Below are 21,206 nucleotides of genomic sequence, written 5' to 3'. Positions count from 1 at the left end.
CTCGTCGGTTTCGGCAATGCGACTTGTCGGTGGTCGATGTCGCCGATCGGCGAAATGGTTCAGGATTCGAGTGGCACGTCGACCGGGTTTCGGTTTTCTGTACTCGTCGACTGAATTTCGCCGGACGGCGACTATTCCTCAATCTGGGTGTCCTTCGGAGAAGGGGCAATGACTTTGTGGCAGCGGTTGGTTCGCATTGTGGGTAAGCGGGGTGGCGTTCGGGTGGCCGGTCGCTGTTCGTCTTCTGATCAGGCTCGGCGAGGTGGAGGCTATGGCGTCGAAGGGTGTTGGTGGAATCCGGTGCCCTCGTAGCGGCACCGGGCAGTGACCCCAGCCCCCGGTCACCACACCACTCCCCGGGGTTCGTGGCATCGGCCCGGACCCACCCCACGGGTGGAGTTGATTCATGAGATCGACAGCACACAGCACAATCACGGGCAGGGTCGGCCAGGCTTTGATCGGCCTGGGCACCATAGCCGGATTCGCCTTGGCGGCCCCGGGAACGGCCCACGCCCAACCGGTCGGGTGCACCCAAACCGGCGAGAACTTCGTCTGCACCGCCGGTATCGCCGCTGGTGAAACGCTGACCGGTACCGGTAATGCCAATCTCATCACCATCACCGGCGGCCCTGTCAACGGCACGGTCAACGCGTTGGGCGGCAACGACACGATCAGGGTCACCGGGGTGACCGGCGCCGCTGGTACTACCGGTGCTCCGGGTGCGAACGGCACCGTGGGCACCCCGGCCGGGACCGCTGGTGGCAACGGTGGTGTCGGGGCCACCGGCGGTGTCGGTGTCGGCAGCACGGGGATCATCGATGGCGGTGCGGGCACGGACACGATCACCGTGACCGGCGGCCTGGGCGGCAACGGTGGCAACGGCGGCAACGGCGGGACTGGTCTCGCCAGCGGTGCCGGAGGCGCGGGTGGCAACGGCGGAGTCGGTGGTGTTGGCGGCGGTGGCAACGCCGGGACGATCGACGGCGGTCTCGGAGGCGACACGATCACGACCACCGGCGGCAAGGGCGGCAACGGCGGCCTGGGTGGCGTCGGTGGCTCCAGCGGCGCGACCGGTGGCGGAGCGGGCGCTGGCGGTATCGGTGGCGCTGGTGGTGCGGGCGGCGTCGGTAACTCCGCGACCATCAACGGCGGTGCCGCTGATGCGAGCGTGGACACGGTCAGCGCGATCGGTGGCGCTGGTGGTCTGGGTGCCGCTGGTGGTGTCGGCGGCTGTGGCTACGGCGGCGGCGGGGGTGGCATCGGCGGTGCCGGTGGTGCCGGCGGCGTCGGTAACTCCGGGACCGTCAATGGCGGTGACGGCGCCGACGTGCTCAAGGCCACCGGCGGCCTCGGTGGCAACGGCGGCCTCGGAGCCAAGGGCGGCAACGGCATGAGTGCTACCCAGCCTGGCGGCGCGGGCGGCGTCGGCGGTGCCGGTGGCGCCGGTGGGATCGGTAACTCCGGAACCGTCAACGGCGATGCGGGCGCCGACAACATCACCGCCACCGGTGGCAAGGGTGGTAACGGTGGCGCTGGCGGCAACGGTGGCACCGGCTGCGCCGGACCCGGTGGAGCTCGCGGTCTCGGCGGCGCGCTGGGTGCCGGTGGGGTCGGTAACTCCGGAGGTATCAACGGCGGAACGGGCGTGAACGTCATCAACATCGTCCTCGGTGCCAACGGAATCGTCGGCGCCAACGGCGTCGCCGGAGTCAACAACGGTGGCGTCTGCTCCTGCTGACCACACTGGTCCGGCACCAGGGCAACCCCAGGCGGGCCTAGTCGCGGTGTGGCGGTGGACTTGTTCGCCAGGTTCACCGCCGCAGGAGGCGCTCTCCTTACGTATCCGCGAGACGCCGGGCCCACCGGTGACGTGGGTTTGTTCGGCGGTGGCGGCCTTACCGTCCTGCCGGTGAGGGGCACTGCCGATGCGGTGCGATCATCGGGATCGCCCGCCTGGCGTCGGGGCGGCGCACAGAGCACGGGTTTCCGCTTGCGCGCCTCGATGGGCAGTGGGATGTTCGCCATGACGGACACGTGTGCCGCCTGCGCGCCGGACGCGTTGCTCGCGACCGAGGCGGCCAGGTGCTGTCCGTCATCCAGCACCACCCGTCTGCACCGTTGCGCAGTTGGCGTTCGTACGCTCCGCGCAGCCGGGCTACTCCGTCAGGCGCGCACAGCGTCAGGTACGGACAATCCTCGAAGGCGATGTCCACCTCCTCATCGCCCACACCGGGATTCTCGGTCGCACGCTTGAAGAACGCGTAACCGTGGCGGGACATGGCGACGTCGACGCCGAGGTTGAACTGCCCCCGGATCGCGGACGCGGAGCGCGGGGTGGAGGAGAAGGCGTAGTCCTGATCCGGCTCCAGCACCCTGACTCGATCCGCAGGCCCGGGCCGCGCGAGGTAGTACGCGATCGCGCTGCCGATGATGCCGCCACCGACGACCACGATGTCCTGGTTCATGCTCTCCTCGCTCGCCATCCCGTTCTTCCCATTGTCGTCGCTCGGCTCGAGACTCCAATTCCGTGCCGGATCACTCACCGGGTCGCCACTGCCGCGCACGTGGTCGCGATGACCAGGAGTACCGCGACTGCTGCGACGACCAGGAGCAGACCGTCAGCGGATGAGGACGTGGCGAAGTAGACGCTGCCGAGGCCCGCGACACCGATCACCTCGGCGAGCACGGGCCCAGTGGAGTTCATGGCTGAGACAGCCGAAGCGAACCGGGGTTTCACCAGCGAGGTGACCTGTGCGATCAGGGGACTGTACCCGGCGGCGTGTCCGGCGCCGGCCAACAGCAGCATCGGGAGGTGACCCCACGCAGCCCCGTCCGCCCGGACGAGGAGCACGGCCAGTGTCGTCCCCGCGGCGAAGATCAGTGGGCCGACGATGGGCATGGCGCGCTGCAGCCATGGTGGACAACGGTTCCAACTCAGGCTGAGCGCACCGAAACCGAGTGCGTACGGCACGAAAGCGAGTCCCGTTTGCAGCGGGGTGTAGTCGAGTTCGGACTGCAGGTGCAGCGTCAGGGTGAGTACGAACACGGTGTAGCAACCCATGACTATGCAGCATGCCGCGAGCCCTGGCTTGACTCCTTTCGGTTTCAGCGCCGCGAGGTCGAACACCGGTTGTCGTGCCGTGGATTCGTATCGGACGAAGACGCCCAACAGCACCGCTCCGCACACGAGCGTGATCCACGCCCAGGTGGGCCACTGGTGGTCGCGGCCGAGGATGAGCGGGAGGGTGAGCGCGGTCATGGCTACGGTCAACAGCGCGACACCGGCGAGATCGAGGCGAGCGTGTTCGTCGGTACGCGAGCTCGGCAGCACACGCGAAGCGACCGACAGCACGATCATGCCGATCGGGACGTTGATCAGGAAGACCGGCCGCCAGGACAGACCGAACAGGTCGACGTCGGCGACCAGTCCCCCGATCAGTTGGCCGAGCGCCACTCCCAGTGCGAGGACCATGCTGTACACGCCGATCGCCCTGCGGCGTTCGGCGCCTTCCCAGTGGCGGTGGACGAGTGAGAACACCTGCGGCATCAGCAGCGCGGCACCCAGCGCTTGAGCGATGCGGGCGAGCACCAGCATGGCCGGGTCGAGAGCCAGTCCACACAGGAGTGAGGCACCGGTGAACCAGCCGAGTCCGGCCAGGAACGCGCGCCGGTATCCGATGACGTCACCGATCCGTGCGCAGGTGACGAACAGCACGCCGGTGGTCAGCAGGTAACTCGACACGAGCAGTTGGATCTCGGCGTCGCTCGCGTGCAACCCGGCACGAATCGTCTGCGCAGCCACGGACACGATCGACCCGTCCATGGAGACCATGACCTGTCCCGTGAGCAGGACAGCCAACATCGGACCTCGGCGGGTACCGGTCGCTGCGAAACGAGCAAGGCTGACCATGGCTCCGAGCATCGACCACAGGTGACCGGCAGTATTGAAGAAATTTGCGATCACACCGCTCGCGTGACGGATACGACGCAGCCGACCGAGGCAGTGGTGAGGTTGCCGCCAGTACTTCGACCGATGCGGGTACTGATAGCCGCGCTCGTAGTTTTCCGATCAGCAACGCCGCCGCGTCCGCGGCGGGTTCCGAGAGGAGTGACTGCGAGATGAGCGAGAACACGAGCCTGGTCCAGGACGCCGGGCTGGCCGCGTTGGATCGGCTGGTCGGCACGTGGAAGGTCACCGGCGGTGCCGAGGGCACGGTCACCTACCGCTGGCTGGAAGGCGGCCACTTCCTGATCCAGGACATCGACCTCGAGCAGTACGGCGAGCGGATCACGGGCATCGAGGTGATCGGCCGGGAACGCCCGTTCGGCGCCGAGCAGGCCAGTGCGGACATCAAGAGCCGCTTCTACGGGAACAAGGGCGACACGCTGGACTACGTCTACGAACTGGAGGGAGACGTCCTGACCATCTGGGGCGGTGAGAAGGGCTCACCGGCGTACATGCGGTCGACGTTCGACGAGGCCGGTGACGTCCTCGCCGGAGCGTGGGTCTACCCGGGCGGTGGCGGCTACGAGACCACGAGCACCCGGGTCGCGCCGGCGGACCGGTAGCCGAACCTTCCCAGTGGTAGTCCTCGTACCCGGGCGATCACGTTGTGTGAGACATGCTCGTGGTGCGGGAGAAGAGAAGATGGAGAGTCACATGTCCGAAGTCACCCCCGCTCGGGCGGGCCGCAGGGTCGGCGCCGAGGTCACCGTGTCGATGGACGGATACAGCAGCACCGGATCCGAAGACGACATGAGCTGGGCAATGGACCACATCTCGAGCGGGCAGAGCGAGATCTACTACGAGGGGATCTGGCGGGGTGTGGGTACCGCGGTCCTTGGCAGGACGAACTGGGTGGGTTTCACGTCCGTGTGGCCGGCGATCACGAACGACCCGAGCAGTTCGGCACGCACTCGCGATCTCGGCAACTGGCTGGCGACCGTGGAGAAGGTCGTCTTCTCCACCACTCTGACGCAGGAGGACCTGGAAAAGTCGGAATGGACCAACGCGAGAGTCTCGGCGGACGTCGAATCGGAGGTCGCCGCGCTCAGGAACCGGCCCGGGCGGGACATTCTCGTCCTGAACAGTGCCAGCATCATTCGAACTCTGCTGCGGGCGGACCTGATCGACGACCTCTACCTGACCGTGGTGCCCTCCACTCTGGGCAGCGGGCGCCGGGTGCTCCCCGACGACTACGCGTCGAAGTGGCAACTCGCCAGTGCCACGGCTTTTCCGTCATCCGGGGCGGTCGCACTGCATTACCAGCGCCCCGGCGAGTGACCGCTTTGCAGTAGTGGCGTTCGGTGACTGCCGGGCGCAGGGGCCCGCAGATCGACAGCGTTGCGCGGTGTGCCTCGCGCGAGCCCCTGCGCCGGCGGGAGTTGTTACTGTGCACGGGTGATCTTCGGGCGATCGGTGCAACAGGCCCGGATCGACAGTCTGCTTGCCGCCGCCCGCAACGGAACCGGCGGTGCACTGGTGATCCGCGGCGAGGCGGGAATCGGCAAGACCGCTCTGGTCGATCACGCCGCTGCGGGCAGTGCCGGCCTGAGGGTGCTGCGCGGGGTGGGGATCGAGTCGGAGGTCGAGGTTCCGTTCGCCGGGCTGCACCTGTTGCTGCACCCGTACCTGGAGCACGTCGACGCGCTCCCGGGGCCGCAGGGCACGGCGTTGCGGGCCGCCTTCGGACTCGTCGGCGCCGGCACCGTCGAGCGGTTCCTGATCGGCGCCGCCACGCTGTCGCTGCTGTCCGAACTGGCCGGTGGCGGGCCTCTGGTGTGCCTGATCGACGACGCGCAGTGGTTCGACCGGGCATCCGCGGACGCGTTGCTGTTCGCCGCCCGGCGGCTGCGGCAGGAACCGGTGGCCATGTTGTTCGCCGTCCGGGACGGGACCGGGCGTTTCCCGGCCGAGGGCATCGACACGGTCGTCCTGCCCGCCCTGGGCCGCGACAGCGCGATCGCCATGCTCAACGAGCACGCGCGTGGCCTGGCAGGCGCGACCAGGGCCCGGGTGCTCGCTGAGGCCAGAGGCAACCCGCTGGCCATCATCGAATTCACCGCGGCGCTCACCGACCGGCGCCACGGCGACGACCACGGCTGGTCCCTGCCCGTCGAGCCGCTCCCGGTCGCCGAACAGATCCAGGACGCCTTCCGGGCCCGCATCAGTGAGCTGCCCGAGCCGACTCAGCGGCTGCTCGTGCTGGTCGCGGCCGATGACACCGCTGACCTCACCGTGCTGTTGAGCGCCGCGCAACGGCTCGGGCTGACCGCCGCGGACCTGGAACCGGCCGAGAAGGCGTACTTGCTCACCGTGTCCGCCCACACGGTCGTGTTCCGGCACCCGCTGATCCGGGCCGCCGCCCACCAAGGCGCGCCGCGCGGCTGGCAACTGTCCGCGCACCGGGCACTGGCCGACACCTTGACCAGCGACCAGTACGCCGACCGTCGCGCCTGGCACCTGGCCGCCGCTGCGACGGGCCCGGACGCGAACGCCGCGGACGCGCTCGACCAGGCCGCCCTGCGCGCGGGGCAGCGGGGCGGGTCGGCTGCTGTCGCGATCGCGCTCGATCGCGCCGCCCAGCTCAGCACCGACCCGGACATGCGGGCACGGCGGCAGATCGGCGCCGCCAGAGCCGCATACGACGTCAGCTGGCTCGACCGGGCCGCCGGACTCGCCGCGGACGCCGCCGACGTCAGCACTGACGCGTCCGTGCAGGCCGAGGCCGCCTGGATCCGGGCGCAGGTGGCCTACGAACGCGACACCCCGGCCGCGGCCGCCGCACTGATGTTGGACGGCACCGCGCCCATCGTCGGTTCCCACCCCGAGCAGGCCGTGTCCATCCTCACCGACGCGATCGGTTGTGCCAAGGACGCCTGTGCGCACTCCCTGATCCGCCGGGCCGCCCAACTACTGGCGACGGTGTCGCTACCACCCCAGTCCGCGTTGCGGCCGGTGGTGGACGGCATGCTCGGGCTGGGCAGCCTGTTCGCGGGCGACACCCGATCGGCCGTCACCGGGATGCGGAAGCTGGTCGACGCCGCCAGGGACGGACACGTCCACGGAATGGTCGAGCGGTTGCTGGCCGGATATCTGGCCCTCATCGTCGCCGACGACCAAGCCGCGACCGACCTGCTCGACGCACTGGCCACCGACGCACGCCACCAGGGCGCACTGGGCTGGCTGCCCTACGCACAAGAACCGCTGGCCATCGCCCAGCTGCTCCGCGGCCGGTTCCGTGACGCCGGGACCACTGTGGCCGAAGCCATGACGGTGTCCGCCGACCTCGGTCAGCAAACCCAAACCCTCATCATGAACGCCATCCCGGCCTGGCTGGCGGCAGTCGCCGACGACGCGGGCGCCTGCCGATCGCACGCCGAGATCATTCTCGGCAACGAGGCAAGGCACCCGACCAACGCCGCCATGGCCACCTGGGCGCTCGGCCTGCTCGATCTCGGCCGCGGCCAGTTCGACACGGCGACCGACGCCCTCGACGCGGTGTGTGCCGGGCCGGCGCGGCAGGACTTCCTCGTCCGGGCCGTCCCGGATCACGTGGAAGCCGCGGTGCGCAGCGGCCAGGTTTCCCGTGCCGCGCGGCATGTGCCCGCCTTGGACGACTGGGCCGAGCACACCGGGCAACCGCACGCGATCGCGCTGGCCCGCCGTTGCCACGCGCTGCTCGCCACCGGCCCCGGTGCCCGAACGCACTACGACGCCGCGTTGCGGCTGCACCACGAGACAGACCGGCCATACGACCACGCCCGAACCGCACTGCTGTACGGCGAATGGCTACGCCGCCAACGCCACCGAACCGACGCACGCAGCCACCTGACCGACGCGCTGACCGGATTCGAACGGCTCGGCGCCCACGGCTGGGCCGCGCGAGCCCGGACCGAACTGACCGCACTCGGCGACCGGCCAGTCGCCAGGCAACACGACCGGGACCCCGCCGCCCGGCTCACCCCACAGGAACTCCAGGTCGTCCGGCTCGCGGCCGACGGGCTCAGCAACCGCGACATCGCCGCCCAGCTGTTCCTCAGCCCCCGCACTGTCGGACACCACCTTTACCGCGCCTACCCCAAGCTCGGCATCACCAAGAGAACCGAACTCCACCGGCTCACCCTGTGACCAGGTAGCGTCGCTTTTCGGTGCGGTCCCGCAGGTGCGATCGTCACGCCCTGCGTTCCGCTGGTGAGCGGATGGCAGCGCTGTGTGCTGAGGCGATGCTGAAGGACGGGTCTGGGAGAGGGCTCCTCGGCATTGTCGTTCGCTGTCTGTCTTCTCCACGCTCGCTACCAGGTCCGGTACCAGGAAGGGCAGCGATCGCGGTCCAGCGACCCGTGAACCGGCGCACTTGCCCGCTTCGCGAAAATCGACAGTGCGGGCGCCGCGACCCAAACGGTCGCAGACGCTGCTCTCGACGAGCTTGACATCCCTCGATCAGAGCGAAGCACCGAGGTGTACCACTTTGGGCAGACGACTTCGCGCAGCGACGGCTCGCCAGAACGCTTGGTGTCAAAGCATTCGGGACGACGACGCGCCAGCAACTTCGCACCGCGGACCGCCTGGCCGCCGAAGGGCTAGAGGACGCACGGTATGGAGATGTGCTTGAGGTTCGGCGGTAAGAGGTCCTGACGCCCTGCGTGTGCGCATCGTTGGCGTTTCGAACGACTGTCGGGTTGTCATCGATCAAGGCAATGCTGAGGGAACGGAAGGAACAGGTCGCGCTCGTCACGATCGGCCGACCAGGTTGGTGCATGTGACCGCCAACCCATGGAACGAGCTCCGTTCCATTCTGACTGCCGTAGAAGCAGGTGGTGGCCCGTCTGTCGGTCGTGGCAGGGCTTTCACGTCGTTGAGTGTGCTGCTGTGCGGCCAGCGTGCCGGATGAGAAGCGGCGGGCCGACGCGTTCCGAGTGATCGAATCGGTCTGGGGGCAGCGTCACCGACGGGAACGTTCCCAGAACGTCTGGTCTACGTCCTGTCCGGGACTCACGTTGACCGACATGTTGGGGCAGGTGTCGTTTCGCTGTGACGGAGGATCATGGGTGCGCTAGGGGGTTCCACGTCTGCCCGAGGATGGTCGCCGTGGTCGGTCGGCAGGCGTTACCGCACGGTGAGCGCAGACGTCAGCCGCGGTCGGGCCGATGCCCAGATCGACTGGTTGCGCCAGTATGCGGCGACGCGCATCAATTCGAGGCTCATCGACGAGCGCCGGTGCATCCCGCCGTACGTGGCGTTGGACTTCGCCAACGAAGGGCTTTTCGGCCTGCTCATCGAGGAGCGGTTCGGCGGCCAGGCGATGCACATGGCCGACATCGCTCGGGTGCTCGAGCAACTCGCCGCGGTGGACCTCGGTCTGGCGACGTGGGTGCTGACTTCCGTCTTCCCGGGTACACGCCCTGTGGCGCAGTGGGCAACCGAGGAGTTCAAGCAGGAGTGGTTGCCCCAGCTGGCCGCGGGACGGGTGTACGGCGCGTACGCGCAGACTGAACCCGACGCCGGCAGCGACTTCACCAGCATCGGGACCACCGCGACCCCTGCCCGCGGTGGCGGATGGCGGGTGACGGGGCACAAACACTGGATCGGCAACGGCAGCTGGGCCGGTGTCGTGTCGGTGATCAGCCAGCTGGCTGATCCCGACGGCGGGTCCGGCGGCATCGGCGCGTTCGCGATACCGATGTCCGCCGGGGGCATCCGGCCGGGTGCCGAACACCTGTCGATGGGGCTGCGCGGCATGGTGCAGACCGGGTTGCACCTCGACGGTGTCCCTGTCAACGCCGTGAACGTCCTCGGAGAGGAGGGCCAGGGCGCGGTTGTCGCGGTCGACTCGATGACGATGACGCGGTTCGCGATCGCTGCCGCGTCACTCGGCGCCATCAAACGCGTGCTGCGACTGGCCCACCGGTTCGGAACACGGCGCAAGGTCGCTGGTGGCACGCTCGCAGGTCACGGCAACGTCCTGGCCACGCTCGGCGAGCTCGCGGCGTGCGCGCAGGCCGGTGAGGCGATCGTCTACTGGCTCGCCGCCCAACTCGACGACGGCCACCCGGTGGAGATGGAACCGATGGTGGCCGCCAAGGTCCTGCTGACCGAGTGGCTCGGCCGTGCGGTCGACAGCCTGGTCCAGCTCTACGGCGGCCGCGGGTACGACGAGGAGAACCTGGCCGCGCAGCTCTACCGGGACGCCCGCGTCTACCGGATCTTCGAAGGCGCGTCGGAGGCACTGGTGGACTTCCTCGGAGCGCGGGTGACGACCCAGGGCGAACGCGTCGGTGATCTGCTGCGGGACGCGGGCGCGGCGGACGTCGGTGACCGCCTGGGTGTCGCAGTGGCCGAGCTGAAGGCGCGACCAGCTTCCCCGCTCGGCGACCACGCGGCGAAGGACGCCCGCAAAGCGCTGGCAGGAAAAGCCTTCACGTGGGCTTTCGCGGTGGCTGCGGTCCGTGCGCGCGGCGGCGGGCAGCAGTGGGCGCTGGAGTTCGTCGAGCAGCGTTTCGAGCAGGCGCTGGCTGCCTGCGGGACCGAGCTGACGATCGCTTCGCCGGAGGAGCTGGAGCACATCGTCGCCGGATACGCGGATCGCATCGGCGACGTCGAACAGAGCCTGCCGGGCGCGCGGATCGGGCTCGACTCATTGCTGCGGGTGCGCGCACACCAGGGATGAGCAGGGTGGAGCAGGTGGTGGGGCAACACGGCGGGGGAACGGGGGTGCACGGTGTCCGAAGGACACAACCGGGAGGCCGCTGATGCCGCGGTCTCGTCTCGCGTCGGGAAGTTCGACGCTCGCGTGGCGGCCATGCCGTTGGTGACGCTGCCGATCGACTCGTTGAACCCCGCGGACTCGCCCAGGCTCAGCGGGATCGACTCCACCCGCGCGCACGCGATGGCCGAGTCCGGCACGGATCTGCCGCCGATCGTGGTGCACCGCCAGACGATGCGGGTCATCGACGGCGCGCACCGGTTGCGCGCGGCCCAGCTGCGCGGTGCCGACCGGATCCAGGCCCGGCTGTTCGACGGGACGGCGGACGCAGCGTTCGTCCTCGCTGTCGAGGCCAACGTGGTCCACGGCCTGCCGTTGTCGCCGGAGGACAGGGAAGCCGCCGTCGTCCGCATCGTGTTCTCCCATCCACAGTGGTCCGATCGGGTCGTCGCGGCGCGAACCGGGCTTTCGGACAAGACGATCGCGGCCATCCGGCGGCGGCGCAGCGCCGACCTCCCGAAGCTCAACAGCAGGGTGGGCCGGGACGGCCGGATCCGCCCGCTCAGCAGCGCACAGGGAAGGCGGAGCGCGGGCGAGCTCATGACCGCCAACCCGCACGCCTCCCTGCGCGAGGTCGCCAAGGCCGCCGGGATCTCACTGGGCACGGCGGTCGACGTCCGCAGGCGAATCCTGCGCGGTGAAGACCCCGTGCCGCCCAAACAACGCGCCACACCGGGGATCGCGGGCGACGCCATCCCCGTTTCATCCACAGTGGACGAAATGGCTGGACGTGACCACGCGGCCACCCTGCAGGCCTTGCGTTCGGATCCCTCGCTGCGGTTGACTGAGGCGGGGCGAACCTTGTTGCGCTGCTTGAACTTGCACATGGTCGACCAGGACCAGTGGTCCCGGATGGTCGATGGCGTTCCGTCGCACTGCGCCGAAGGCGTCGCTGACTTGGCTGCCGCGTGTGCCGCCGCGTGGCAGCAGTTCGCGGATCAGGTCCGGCGTCGCGGCAACGCGCCCGTCTGATCGATGTAACCCGCCTCGCGGTTGGTGTGACTGTAGTCCTGTTTCTCACTGGGAGTCTGAGCTGTGCGAACATCTGCGATCGCTGTCGTCGGCCTGTCGTGCCGGATGCCGCAGGCCCCGGACCCGGACGCGTTCTGGCGACTGCTGGTGGAAGGCCGCAGCGGGATCACGGATGTCCCCGCCGATCGGTGGGACGCGGCCGGGCTGTTCGACGCCGACCGGTCGGCACCGGGCAAGACCAACACCAGCCGCGGTGGCTTCCTCGACTCGGTGGCCGACTTCGACGCGGCCTTCTTCGGCATCTCACCGCGTGAGGCCGCGGCGATGGACCCGCAGCAGCGCCTGACGCTGGAGCTCGCGTGGGAGGCGCTGGAGGACGCCGGTCGCGTGCCCGGTGAACTGCTCGGCAGCGACGCAGGCGTGTTCATCGGCGCGATCGCGCAGGACTACAGCACCCTGCTGGTCCACCGTGGACTGGAAGCCATCACGCAACACAGCATGCCCGGGCTGTCCCGTGGCGTGATCGCCAACCGCGTCTCCTACGTCCTTGGTCTGCGCGGGCCCAGCCTCACGGTGGACTCCGCGCAGTCGTCGGCACTGGTCGCGTTGCACCTGGCCTGCGAAAGCCTGCGGCAGGGGGAGTGCGGACTGGCGCTGGCCGGTGGTGTGAACCTGATGCTGGCCGCCGAGAGCATGGTGGCGTCGGCCAAACTCGGCGGCCTGTCACCTGACGGTGAGTGCTTCACGTTGGATGCCCGAGCCAATGGCTACGTGCGCGGTGAAGGCGGCGGCGTGGTGGTGCTCAAGCGGCTGGAGGACGCCGTCACCGACGGCGACCACGTGTACTGCGTGATCGCCGGTAGTGCCGTGAACAACGACGGCCGGAGTGACGGCCTGACAGTGCCGGACGAAGCGGCACAACGTGATGTGCTGCGCCTCGCCTGTGAACGGGCGGGTGTCGAGCCTTCCCAGGTGCGGTACGTCGAACTGCACGGCGCCGGTACACCGGTGGGTGATCCCGTCGAGGCCGGGGCCGTCGGCGCGGTGTACGGCGCGGCGCGTCCCGCCGGGTCGCCGCTGCTGGTCGGCTCGGTGAAGACCAACGTCGGTCACCTCGAGGGCGCGGCCGGCATCGCGGGGTTCCTCAAGGTCGCGTTGGCGGTCGAGCACCGGGTCATCCCACCCAACCGCAACTTCGCCACGCCGAGCCCGCGCGTCCCGCTCGGCTCGCTGAACCTCGGTGTTCCCGTCGAGGCCGTTGCTCTGTCCACAACGGACAGGTTCGTGGCTGGTGTCAACTCGGTCGGTATGGGCGGGACGAACTGCCACCTGCTGGTGACGGATCACCCACGACCGACGCCCGAACCCGTTGAGCGCACCGGGGACTTTCCCGTTGCCTGCATCGTGTCCGGCCGGACCTCGCAGGCGCTACGGGCACAAGCCGCCCGCTTGCGCGAGTACGTGGCGGCCGACCAGGACGTCTCGGTGGCCGATGTGGCGTACTCGTCGGCTACTGGCCGGACAGCGTTCGAGCGCCGCGCCGCCGTGGTCGCCGGCAACCGGGAGGACCTGCTCGACGGACTCGGCGCGATCAGCCGGGGCGAGCCGGACCCCGCTGTCGTTGTCGGCAGCACGGGCGACGTTGGCAAGGTCGCGATGCTGTTCAGCGGGCAGGGCAGCCAGCGCCCCGGGATGGGACGTGACCTCTACGCCGAGGTTCCTGTTTTCGCCGAGGCGCTGGACGCGGTGTGCGTCGAACTCGACCGGCACCTCGACCGGCCGATCAAGGAGCTGATGTTCGCGGAGCCCGGGTCACCGCAAGCCGCCTTGCTCGACGAGACCGTGTACACCCAGGCCGCCCTGTTCGCTGTCGAGGTCGCCCTCTTCCGCCTGGTCGAGCAGTGGGGCGTGCGGCCCGGCGTGCTGATCGGGCATTCGATCGGCGAGATCTCGGCCGCGCACGTCGCCGGTGTGCTGTCGCTACCGGACGCGTGCGTGCTCGTCGCGGCACGCGGCCGGTTGATGCAGGCGCTGCCGCCGGGCGGCGCCATGGTCGCGGTCCAGGCGACCGAGGCCGAGGTGCTGGACGTGCTCGCGGGCCGGGAGAGCCAAGCGGCGGTGGGAGCGGTGAACTCACCCGACTCCGTCGTGGTCTCCGGCGACGCCGAAGTCGTCACCGAGATCGCCGACGCGCTCGCTGCCAAGGGCCGCAAGACGAAGCGGCTGCGGATCAGCATCGCGTCGCACTCGCCGCTGATGGACCCGATGCTCGACGAGTTCGGCGCGGTCGCGCGCGGCCTGACGTACAACAGTCCGTCGATTCCGCTGGTGTCCAATGTGACCGGTGAGCTCGCCGGGTCCGACCTGGTCTGCTCGGCGGAGTACTGGGTCAGGCACATCCGCGGGGCAGTCCGGTTCGCCGACGGCGTTCGAGCGATCCGCGGCGTCCGAGCGGTGCTCGAGATCGGTCCTGACGGCGTGCTCACCGGGATGGCACGTGACAGCCTCGGTGCCGAGGCTCGGCAGGAGACGGTGTTCGCCGCCGCGCTCCGCCGCGACCGGCCGGACCACCAGACCCTGCTGACCGCGCTGTCCCAGTTGCACGTCGCGGGCGCCCACGTGGACTGGCCCGCGGTGTTCGCCGGAACGGGGGCGCGACGGATCCCGCTGCCCACCTACGCGTTCCAACGCCAACGCCACTGGCTGGACGACATGCCTGCCGGGCACCAGGTCCCGCGGGACGCTGTGTCGGCCGTGCCGCAGCCGACGCGGACCGCCGCCGCCGAGGCGCCCGCTCCCGCCGTGCAGTCGCCGGAGGCGGCACTTCGGTTCGTGTGCCTCCACACGGCGTCCGTGCTCGGCAGCTCCACACCGGACTCGATCGACGTCGCCCTGCCGTTCAAGGAGCTCGGCTTCGACTCGCTGATGACGGTGGAACTGCGCGACTCGCTCAGCGCCGCGCTGGACACGTCGCTGCCGTCGACTGTCCTTTTCGACCACTCCACGCCCACCGCGCTGGCCCGGTTCCTGTACGCCGTGGCGGCGGGCGAGCGGCACGAGGTCGCGGCACGAGCCCGGCCGGTCGCCGACGAGCCCATCGCGATCGTGGCGATGAGCTGCCGGTACCCCGGCGGCGTGAAGTCGCCGGAGGACCTGTGGCGGCTGGTCGCCGACGGCCGGGACGCCACCAGCGACTTCCCCGCCGACCGCGGGTGGGACCTGGCCGCCTTGTACGACAGCGATCCCGATCGGCCCGGCACCAGCTACACCAGGCGTGGCGGGTTCCTCCACGACGCCGCCGACTTCGACCCGGGCTTCTTCGGGATCTCGCCGCGCGAGGCGCTGGCGATGGACCCCCAGCAACGCCTGCTGCTTGAGACGGCGTGGGAGTCCTTCGAGCGGGCCGGGATCGACCCCGGCTCGGTCCGCGGGAGCCGGACCGGTGTGTTCGTCGGCGTGATGGCGCAGGACTACGGGCCACGGCTGCACGAACCGGCCGACGGCCTGGGCGGCTACCTGTTGACCGGCAGCACGGTCAGCGTCGCGTCCGGGCGGCTGGCGTACACGTTCGGGCTCGAGGGGCCGGCGATGACAGTCGACACCGCTTGTTCTTCCTCGCTGGTCGCGCTGCACCTGGCCGTGCAGTCCCTGCGGGGAGGGGAGTGCTCGTTGGCTCTTGCAGGTGGCGCCGCGGTGATGGCGACGCCGGGCATCTTCGTCGAGTTCTCCCGGCAGCGCGGGCTGGCCGAGGACGGGCGGTGCAAGTCGTTCGCCGCCGCCGCCGACGGGACGGCTTGGAGCGAGGGAGTGGGCATGCTCCTGCTGGAACGGTTGTCGGACGCCGAACACAACGGCCATCAGGTGCTCGCCGTGGTGCGCGGCAACGCGGTCAACCAGGACGGTGCCTCGAACGGACTGACCGCCCCGAGCGGGCGGGCCCAGCAGGAGGTGATCCGGCAGGCGCTCGCCGTGGCCGGGTTGGCCGCGCCGGAGGTCGACGCGGTGGAGGCCCACGGCACCGGGACCACGCTCGGCGACCCGATCGAGGCGAACGCCCTGCTGGCCACATACGGCCAGGGCAGGCCCGCCGACCAGCCGCTGTGGCTCGGCTCGCTGAAGTCGAACATCGGGCACACCCAGGCGGCCGCGGGCGTCGGCGGCGTGATCAAGATGGTGATGGCGTTGCGCCACGGTGTGCTTCCCGAGACGCTGCACGTGGACACCCCGACGCCGCACGTCGACTGGGTGTCGGGGGCGGTGTCGCTGCTCACCCGGCCGCGAACCTGGCCGGCTGGTGGAAAGCCGCGCCGTGCCGCTGTTTCCTCGTTCGGTGTCAGCGGGACCAACGCCCACGTCATCGTCGAGGAGGCGCCGGCCACCCAGGCTGCGCCCAACACCGACCCGTCGGACCCCGGGCCGCTGCCGATCGTCCTCTCGGCACACAGCGAGACGGCTGTGCGGCACCAGGCACGTCGGCTCGCGGCGCGGCTCGACGAGGATTCCGGGCAGTCCCTGGCTGACGTCGGCATGTCGCTGGTGACGGCACGGGCGTCGCTGAGCCACAAGGTGGTGGTGACCGGGGCTGATCGCGGCGACGTGCTCACGGCATTGCGGTCGTTCGCTGACGGGTCTGCCGGCACAGGCGTGGTCCGGGGGACATCGGATACCTCGGGGAAGGTGGCGTTCGTCTTCCCGGGGCAGGGAGCGCAGTGGGCCCGCATGGGAGCGGAGCTGGCTGCTGGCTCGCCGGTGTTCGCGCGCCGGCTGAACGAGTGCGCGGACGCGATGTCGGAGTTCGTCGACTGGTCGCTGATGGACGTCATCAGGGGCGACGGGGGAGAGCTCGACCAGGTCGACGTGGTGCAGCCGGTCTCGTTCGCCGTGATGGTCGGCCTGGCGGCGTTGTGGGAGTCGTTCGGTGTACGCCCGGCCGCGGTGGTGGGGCACAGCCAGGGTGAGATCGCCGCGGCCCACGTGGCCGGTGCGCTGTCGCTGAACGATGCGGCACGCGTCGTGTGCCTGCGCAGCCGCGCCCTGCGTGCCCTCGCGGGCAAGGGTGGCATGGCCTCGGTCTCCCTCCCGGTCGCCGAAGTTCGCGAGCTGATCTCGTCTTGGGCCGACCAGTTGTCCGTTGCCGCGGTGAACGGGCCGTCGTCCACGGTGGTCTCCGGCGAGTCCGCCGCGTTGGCGCGACTCGTGGCAGACTGCGCTGCCCGCTCGGTGCGGGCGAGGCAGATCGCTGTGGACTACGCCTCGCATTCCGCGCAGGTCGGGCAGATCGAGGCCGAGTTGGCCGAACTGCTCGCGCCGATCCGTCCCCGTTCGGGCGCGGTGCCGTTCTTCTCGTCAGTCGTCGGCGGACGGGTGGACACCGAAGGCCTGGACGCCGCCTACTGGTACCGCAACCTGCGCCAGACCGTCGAGTTCGAGCAGGCCACACGGGCGTTGCTGGCCGAGGGGCACGACGTGTTCCTCGAAGTCAGCCCCCACCCGGTGCTGTCGATCGGCGTGGAGGAGACGCTGGCCGAGATCGACCGGCCCGCGGCTGTTCTCGAGACGCTGCGCCGCGACCACGGCGACATGGCCAAGTTCCTGACCTCGCTGGCGCAGGCGCACGTCCGCGGAGTGGCGGTGGACTGGCGGCGGGCGTTCCCCGGCGCGACGCGGGTCGACCTGCCCACGTACGCGTTCCAGCGCCAGCGCTACTGGCTGGACGCACCTGCAGTGTCCGGTGACGTCACCGGCGCGGGGTTGACCCAGGCGGAACACCCGCTGCTCGGTGCTGTCGTGGAGACGGCGGACGGCAGCGCGACGGTGTTCACCGGTCGGCTCTCACTGGCCACGCACCCTTGGTTGGCCGACCACCGCGTGCTGGACGCAGTGGTGATGCCCGGGACCGCCTTCCTGGAGTTGGCGATGGCCGCGTGCGCCCGGCTGGGGCACGGCCGGATCGACGATCTGGTCATCCAGTCGCCGCTGGTGCTGCCCGCGGACGGCGCCGTGGTGTTGCAGGTGGTGGTGGCGAGACCCGACGCGTCCGGCAACCAGGACCTGTCGGTGTACTCCCGTGCCGAGCAGTCCGGCAAGGCGTGGGCACAACACGTCAGTGCCTCCGTTTCCCCGCAGGACGGGGACGGTGCCGAACCGCACGCGGATGTGTGGCCACCCGGCGACGCCGAGGCCGTGGATCTGACCGCGACCTACGAGGATCTCGCGGCACGCGGATACCACTACGGACCTGTCTTCCAAGGCCTGCGGTCGGTCTGGTGCCGCGACGGCGAAGTGTTCGCCGAGGTGGCGATCCCGGACTCCGTGCAGGCCGTCGACCAGTTCGGTGTGCACCCGGCTCTGCTGGACGCCGCGCACCAGGCGGTGGGTCTCGGTGCGCTGGACACCATGTGGGACGGCCGGTTGCCGTTCTCGTGGAATGGGGTCAGGGTGCACGGCACAACCGCGCGGCAACTGCGGGTCCGGATCAAGGCTGCCGGGCCGGATTCGGTATCCATGGTCGTCACCGACCACGCCGACCGGCCGGTGCTGTCCGTGGATTCCTTCACCACCAGGCCGTTCTCGCCCGGTGACCTGCGGTCCAGGTCCTACGACGACAGGCTGCTGCACACGAGGTGGATCTCGCTGCCGCCCGCCGCCGAGCCGTACACCGGTCACGTTGTCGTGGTCGGTGACGCCGACCTGCCGGCCGGGCACAGCGATCTGGAATCCCTGTCGGCTGACCTGGCGGCGGGCGCGCCCGCGCCTGGTGCCGTGCTGCTCATAGTCCCGGTCCCGAAGGGCACGGACACCGCCGAGGCCGCGCGGTGGACAACACGGTGGACACTGGAACGCTTGCACGCGTGGCTCGCCGACGCCCGGTTCGATGCGTCCCACCTCGTGGTGGTGACCCAGCGAGCCGTGTCGACAGACCTCGGGCAGGACGTGGCGAACTTGGCCGGAGCACCGGTCTGGGGGCTCGTGCGCTCGGCGCAGACCGAGCATCCTGACAGGTTCGTGCTGCTGGACGTCGACGAACCAGTCGAGCAACTGACCACGCGGGTGCTGGCGGCGCTCGCGACGGGCGAACCGCAGCTGGCGATCCGGGACAGCGAGGTCAAGGTGCCAAGGCTCGCGCCTCCGTTGGAGGACTTCGCGTTGTCGCCGCCGCGTGCGGTGCCGTGGCGGCTGGACACGACAGGCGGCGGCAGTCTGGACCGCCTCGCGTTGGTCGAGAACCTCCCGGCGGTCACGGACCTCGCCCACGGTGAGATCCGGGTGTCGGTCAGGGCTGCCGGGCTGAACTTCAAGGATGTCGTGCTGGCCCTCGGTCTGGTCGACGACGGGCAGATCGGCCACGAAGGTGCCGGCGTCGTGGTCGAGGTCGGTCCCGGTGTGCCCGACCTCGCGGTGGGCGACCGGGTGATGGGGGTGTTCCGCGGCGCGTTCGGACCGCTGGTGGTGACCGACCACCGGGTCGTGTCCCGCGTTCCCGGCGGCTGGTCGTTCGAGCGGGCGGCGTCGGTGCCGATCGCGTTCCTGACGGCGTACTACGCGCTGGTGGACCTCGCCGGGTTGAAGACGGGCGAATCGGTCCTGGTGCACGCCGCCACCGGCGGTGTCGGAATGGCCGCGGTGCAACTCGCCCGGCACATCGGGGCTGAGTCGTACGTCACAGCGAGCGAAGCCAAGTGGGATTTCCTTCGTGCGGAGGGCATCGGGGACGGCCGGATCGCGTCGTCGCGGACTACGCAGTTCGAGCAGGAGTTCCGCGCGGCCACGGGCCGCCGTGGCGTTGATGTCGTGCTGAACTCGCTCACAGGCGAGTCGGTGGATGCCTCGTTGCGCCTGCTCGCCGACGGCGGCCGGTTCGTCGAGATGGGCAAAACGGACATCCGGGACCTGGATGGCGGTCTGACGGCCAATCCGAGCGTGTCCTACCACGTGATTGATCTCATGACCGTCGACCCCGGCCGAGTGGGGCAGATGCTCGCCGAGATCCTCGAGCTGTTCAACCGCGGAGTCCTGCGGCCGTTGCCGGTCCGCACATGGGACGTGCGCGACGCGCCCGAGGCGTTCCGGTTCATGTCGCAGGCCAAGCACATCGGCAAGATCGTGCTCACCGTGCCCGCGACCATCGACTCGCGCGGCACCGTCCTGGTCACCGGCGCCACCGGAACGCTCGGCGGACTGATCGCCCGCCGTCTCGTCACCGAACACGGCGCACGGCACCTGCTCATGGTGAGCAGGCGGGGAGCCGCCGCCGAAGGGGCGGCCGAACTGAAAGCCGACCTCGTCGCGCTGGGTGCGCGCGTCACGTTCGCGGAGTGCGACGTGGCCGACAGGGACAGCGTGGCCGCGCTGCTCGCCGGAATCCCGGACGAGTTCCCGCTCACGACAGTGGTGCACGCCGCGGGTGTCCTGGCCGACGGGGTGCTGGAGTCGTTGCGCCCGCAGCGCATCGACCAGGTCATGCGGCCGAAGGTCGACGCGGCACTGCACCTGCACGAACTGACCGCGCGGTTGCCGGTCTCGTCGTTCGTGCTGTTCTCCTCCGCCGCGGGGACCTTCGGCACTCCGGGGCAGGCGAACTACGCCGCGGCGAACGCGTTTCTCGACGCCCTGGTGGCACACCGGCGAGCACGTGGCCTGCCCGCGGTCTCCCTCGCCTGGGGACCGTGGGCGCAGAGCAGCGGGTTGACCAAGCACCTGACCGAGGCGGACCTGCAGCGGCTCGCCCGCGTCGGCCTCGCCCAGTTGTCGACCGACGAGGCTTTGGATCTCTTCGACGCAGCACTGGCGGCTGATCGCCCGACGCAGGTCCCGGTGCGGCTGGACCGCACGGTGTTGCGGTCGAGGGTGGGGGGTGTGCCCGCGCTGCTGCGAGAGGTCATGCCGGACGTGCCCACGCAGACGGTGACACCGCAGACAGGCGGCGAGCAGACCGTGGAGTTCTCGCTCGCGGACGAACTGGCCGTCGCGGCGGCCGCGGACCGGGACCGCATCCTGATCGACGTGATCCGTGACCACGCCGCGACCGTGCTCGGCCACGCGACTGCCGACAGCGTCGAAGCGGGCAAACCGTTCCAGGAGATCGGGTTCGACTCACTGACCGCCGTCGAGCTGCGCAACCGGTTGATCACTGCGACCGGTGTCCGGCTGGGCAGCGCCGTCGTCTTCGACTACCCGACACCGAACCTGCTGGCCGGGCACCTGCGTTCGAAGATGAGCCTGGACGACGGCGGTGCGGCGAAACCGGGAGCACTGGCCGAGATCGACGGGTTGGACGACCGGCTGACGGCACTGACCCTCGACGCGGTCACGCGTGCCGAGGTGACGACCCGGCTGAAGGCGTTGCTGCGCAAGTGGGACAGCGGCGACGACGGTGAGGTCGACCTCCAGTCGGTGACCGACGACGAGATGTTCGACCTGATCGACCGCGAGCTCGGCGAGTGACGACCGGCGCGGTGTCCGGAGACA

Annotated in this window: 9 protein-coding genes; 7 read left to right on the top strand and 2 right to left on the bottom strand. The window is 69.9% G+C overall.

The genetic code is table 11. The features are described from left to right. The first annotated feature begins 406 nt into the window (after positions 1–406). On the top strand, positions 407–1,738 hold the full coding sequence (locus tag AOZ06_RS57210) for a hypothetical protein (protein ID WP_054294073.1): 1,332 nt from the start codon (positions 407–409) through the stop codon (positions 1,736–1,738). Between the two features lie 157 nt (positions 1,739–1,895). Here the strand turns inward: AOZ06_RS57210 and AOZ06_RS39720 are convergent, their stop codons facing one another. Together AOZ06_RS39720 and AOZ06_RS39715 are read right to left on the bottom strand one after the other, a co-directional pair. Then, on the bottom strand, positions 1,896–2,483 hold the full coding sequence (locus AOZ06_RS39720) for an FAD-dependent oxidoreductase (RefSeq protein ID WP_054294072.1): 588 nt from the start codon (positions 2,481–2,483) through the stop codon (positions 1,896–1,898). 56 nt (positions 2,484–2,539) lie between these two features. Next, a complete protein-coding gene (locus tag AOZ06_RS39715; protein WP_054294071.1) occupies positions 2,540–3,862 on the bottom strand; it encodes an MFS transporter in 1,323 nt (440 codons plus the stop codon). A gap of 257 nt (positions 3,863–4,119) precedes the next feature. On the opposite strand from AOZ06_RS39715, the gene AOZ06_RS39710 reads away from it, so the two are divergent. The 6 genes from AOZ06_RS39710 (at position 4,120) to AOZ06_RS39685 (ending at position 21,182) form a co-directional block, all read left to right on the top strand. Further along, positions 4,120–4,569, top strand: coding sequence for a hypothetical protein (locus AOZ06_RS39710; protein WP_054294070.1), 450 nt, complete (start codon positions 4,120–4,122; stop codon positions 4,567–4,569). 91 nt (positions 4,570–4,660) lie between these two features. Beyond that, a complete protein-coding gene (locus AOZ06_RS39705; protein ID WP_054294069.1) occupies positions 4,661–5,284 on the top strand; it encodes a dihydrofolate reductase family protein in 624 nt (207 codons plus the stop codon). Positions 5,285–5,401: 117 nt separating this feature from the next. Further along, positions 5,402–8,131 carry an ATP-binding protein gene (locus AOZ06_RS39700; protein ID WP_054294068.1) on the top strand — a complete coding sequence of 910 codons (2,730 nt, stop codon included), beginning with the start codon at positions 5,402–5,404 and terminating at the stop codon, positions 8,129–8,131. 988 nt (positions 8,132–9,119) lie between these two features. Then, a complete protein-coding gene (locus AOZ06_RS39695) occupies positions 9,120–10,670 on the top strand; it encodes an acyl-CoA dehydrogenase family protein (protein ID WP_054294067.1) in 1,551 nt (516 codons plus the stop codon). 51 nt (positions 10,671–10,721) lie between these two features. Continuing rightward, complete coding sequence (locus AOZ06_RS39690; RefSeq protein ID WP_063810195.1) at positions 10,722–11,738, top strand: ParB/RepB/Spo0J family partition protein; 1,017 nt, start codon at positions 10,722–10,724, stop codon at positions 11,736–11,738. 63 nt (positions 11,739–11,801) lie between these two features. After that, positions 11,802–21,182, top strand: coding sequence for a type I polyketide synthase (locus tag AOZ06_RS39685; RefSeq protein WP_236951894.1), 9,381 nt, complete (start codon positions 11,802–11,804; stop codon positions 21,180–21,182). Positions 21,183–21,206: the final 24 nt, after the last annotated feature.

The sequence above is a fragment of the Kibdelosporangium phytohabitans genome (genome assembly GCF_001302585.1).
In the GTDB taxonomy this organism is placed as follows: Bacteria; Actinomycetota; Actinomycetes; order Mycobacteriales; family Pseudonocardiaceae; genus Kibdelosporangium; species Kibdelosporangium phytohabitans.
This window is presented reverse-complemented; position numbering and strand designations above follow the sequence as displayed.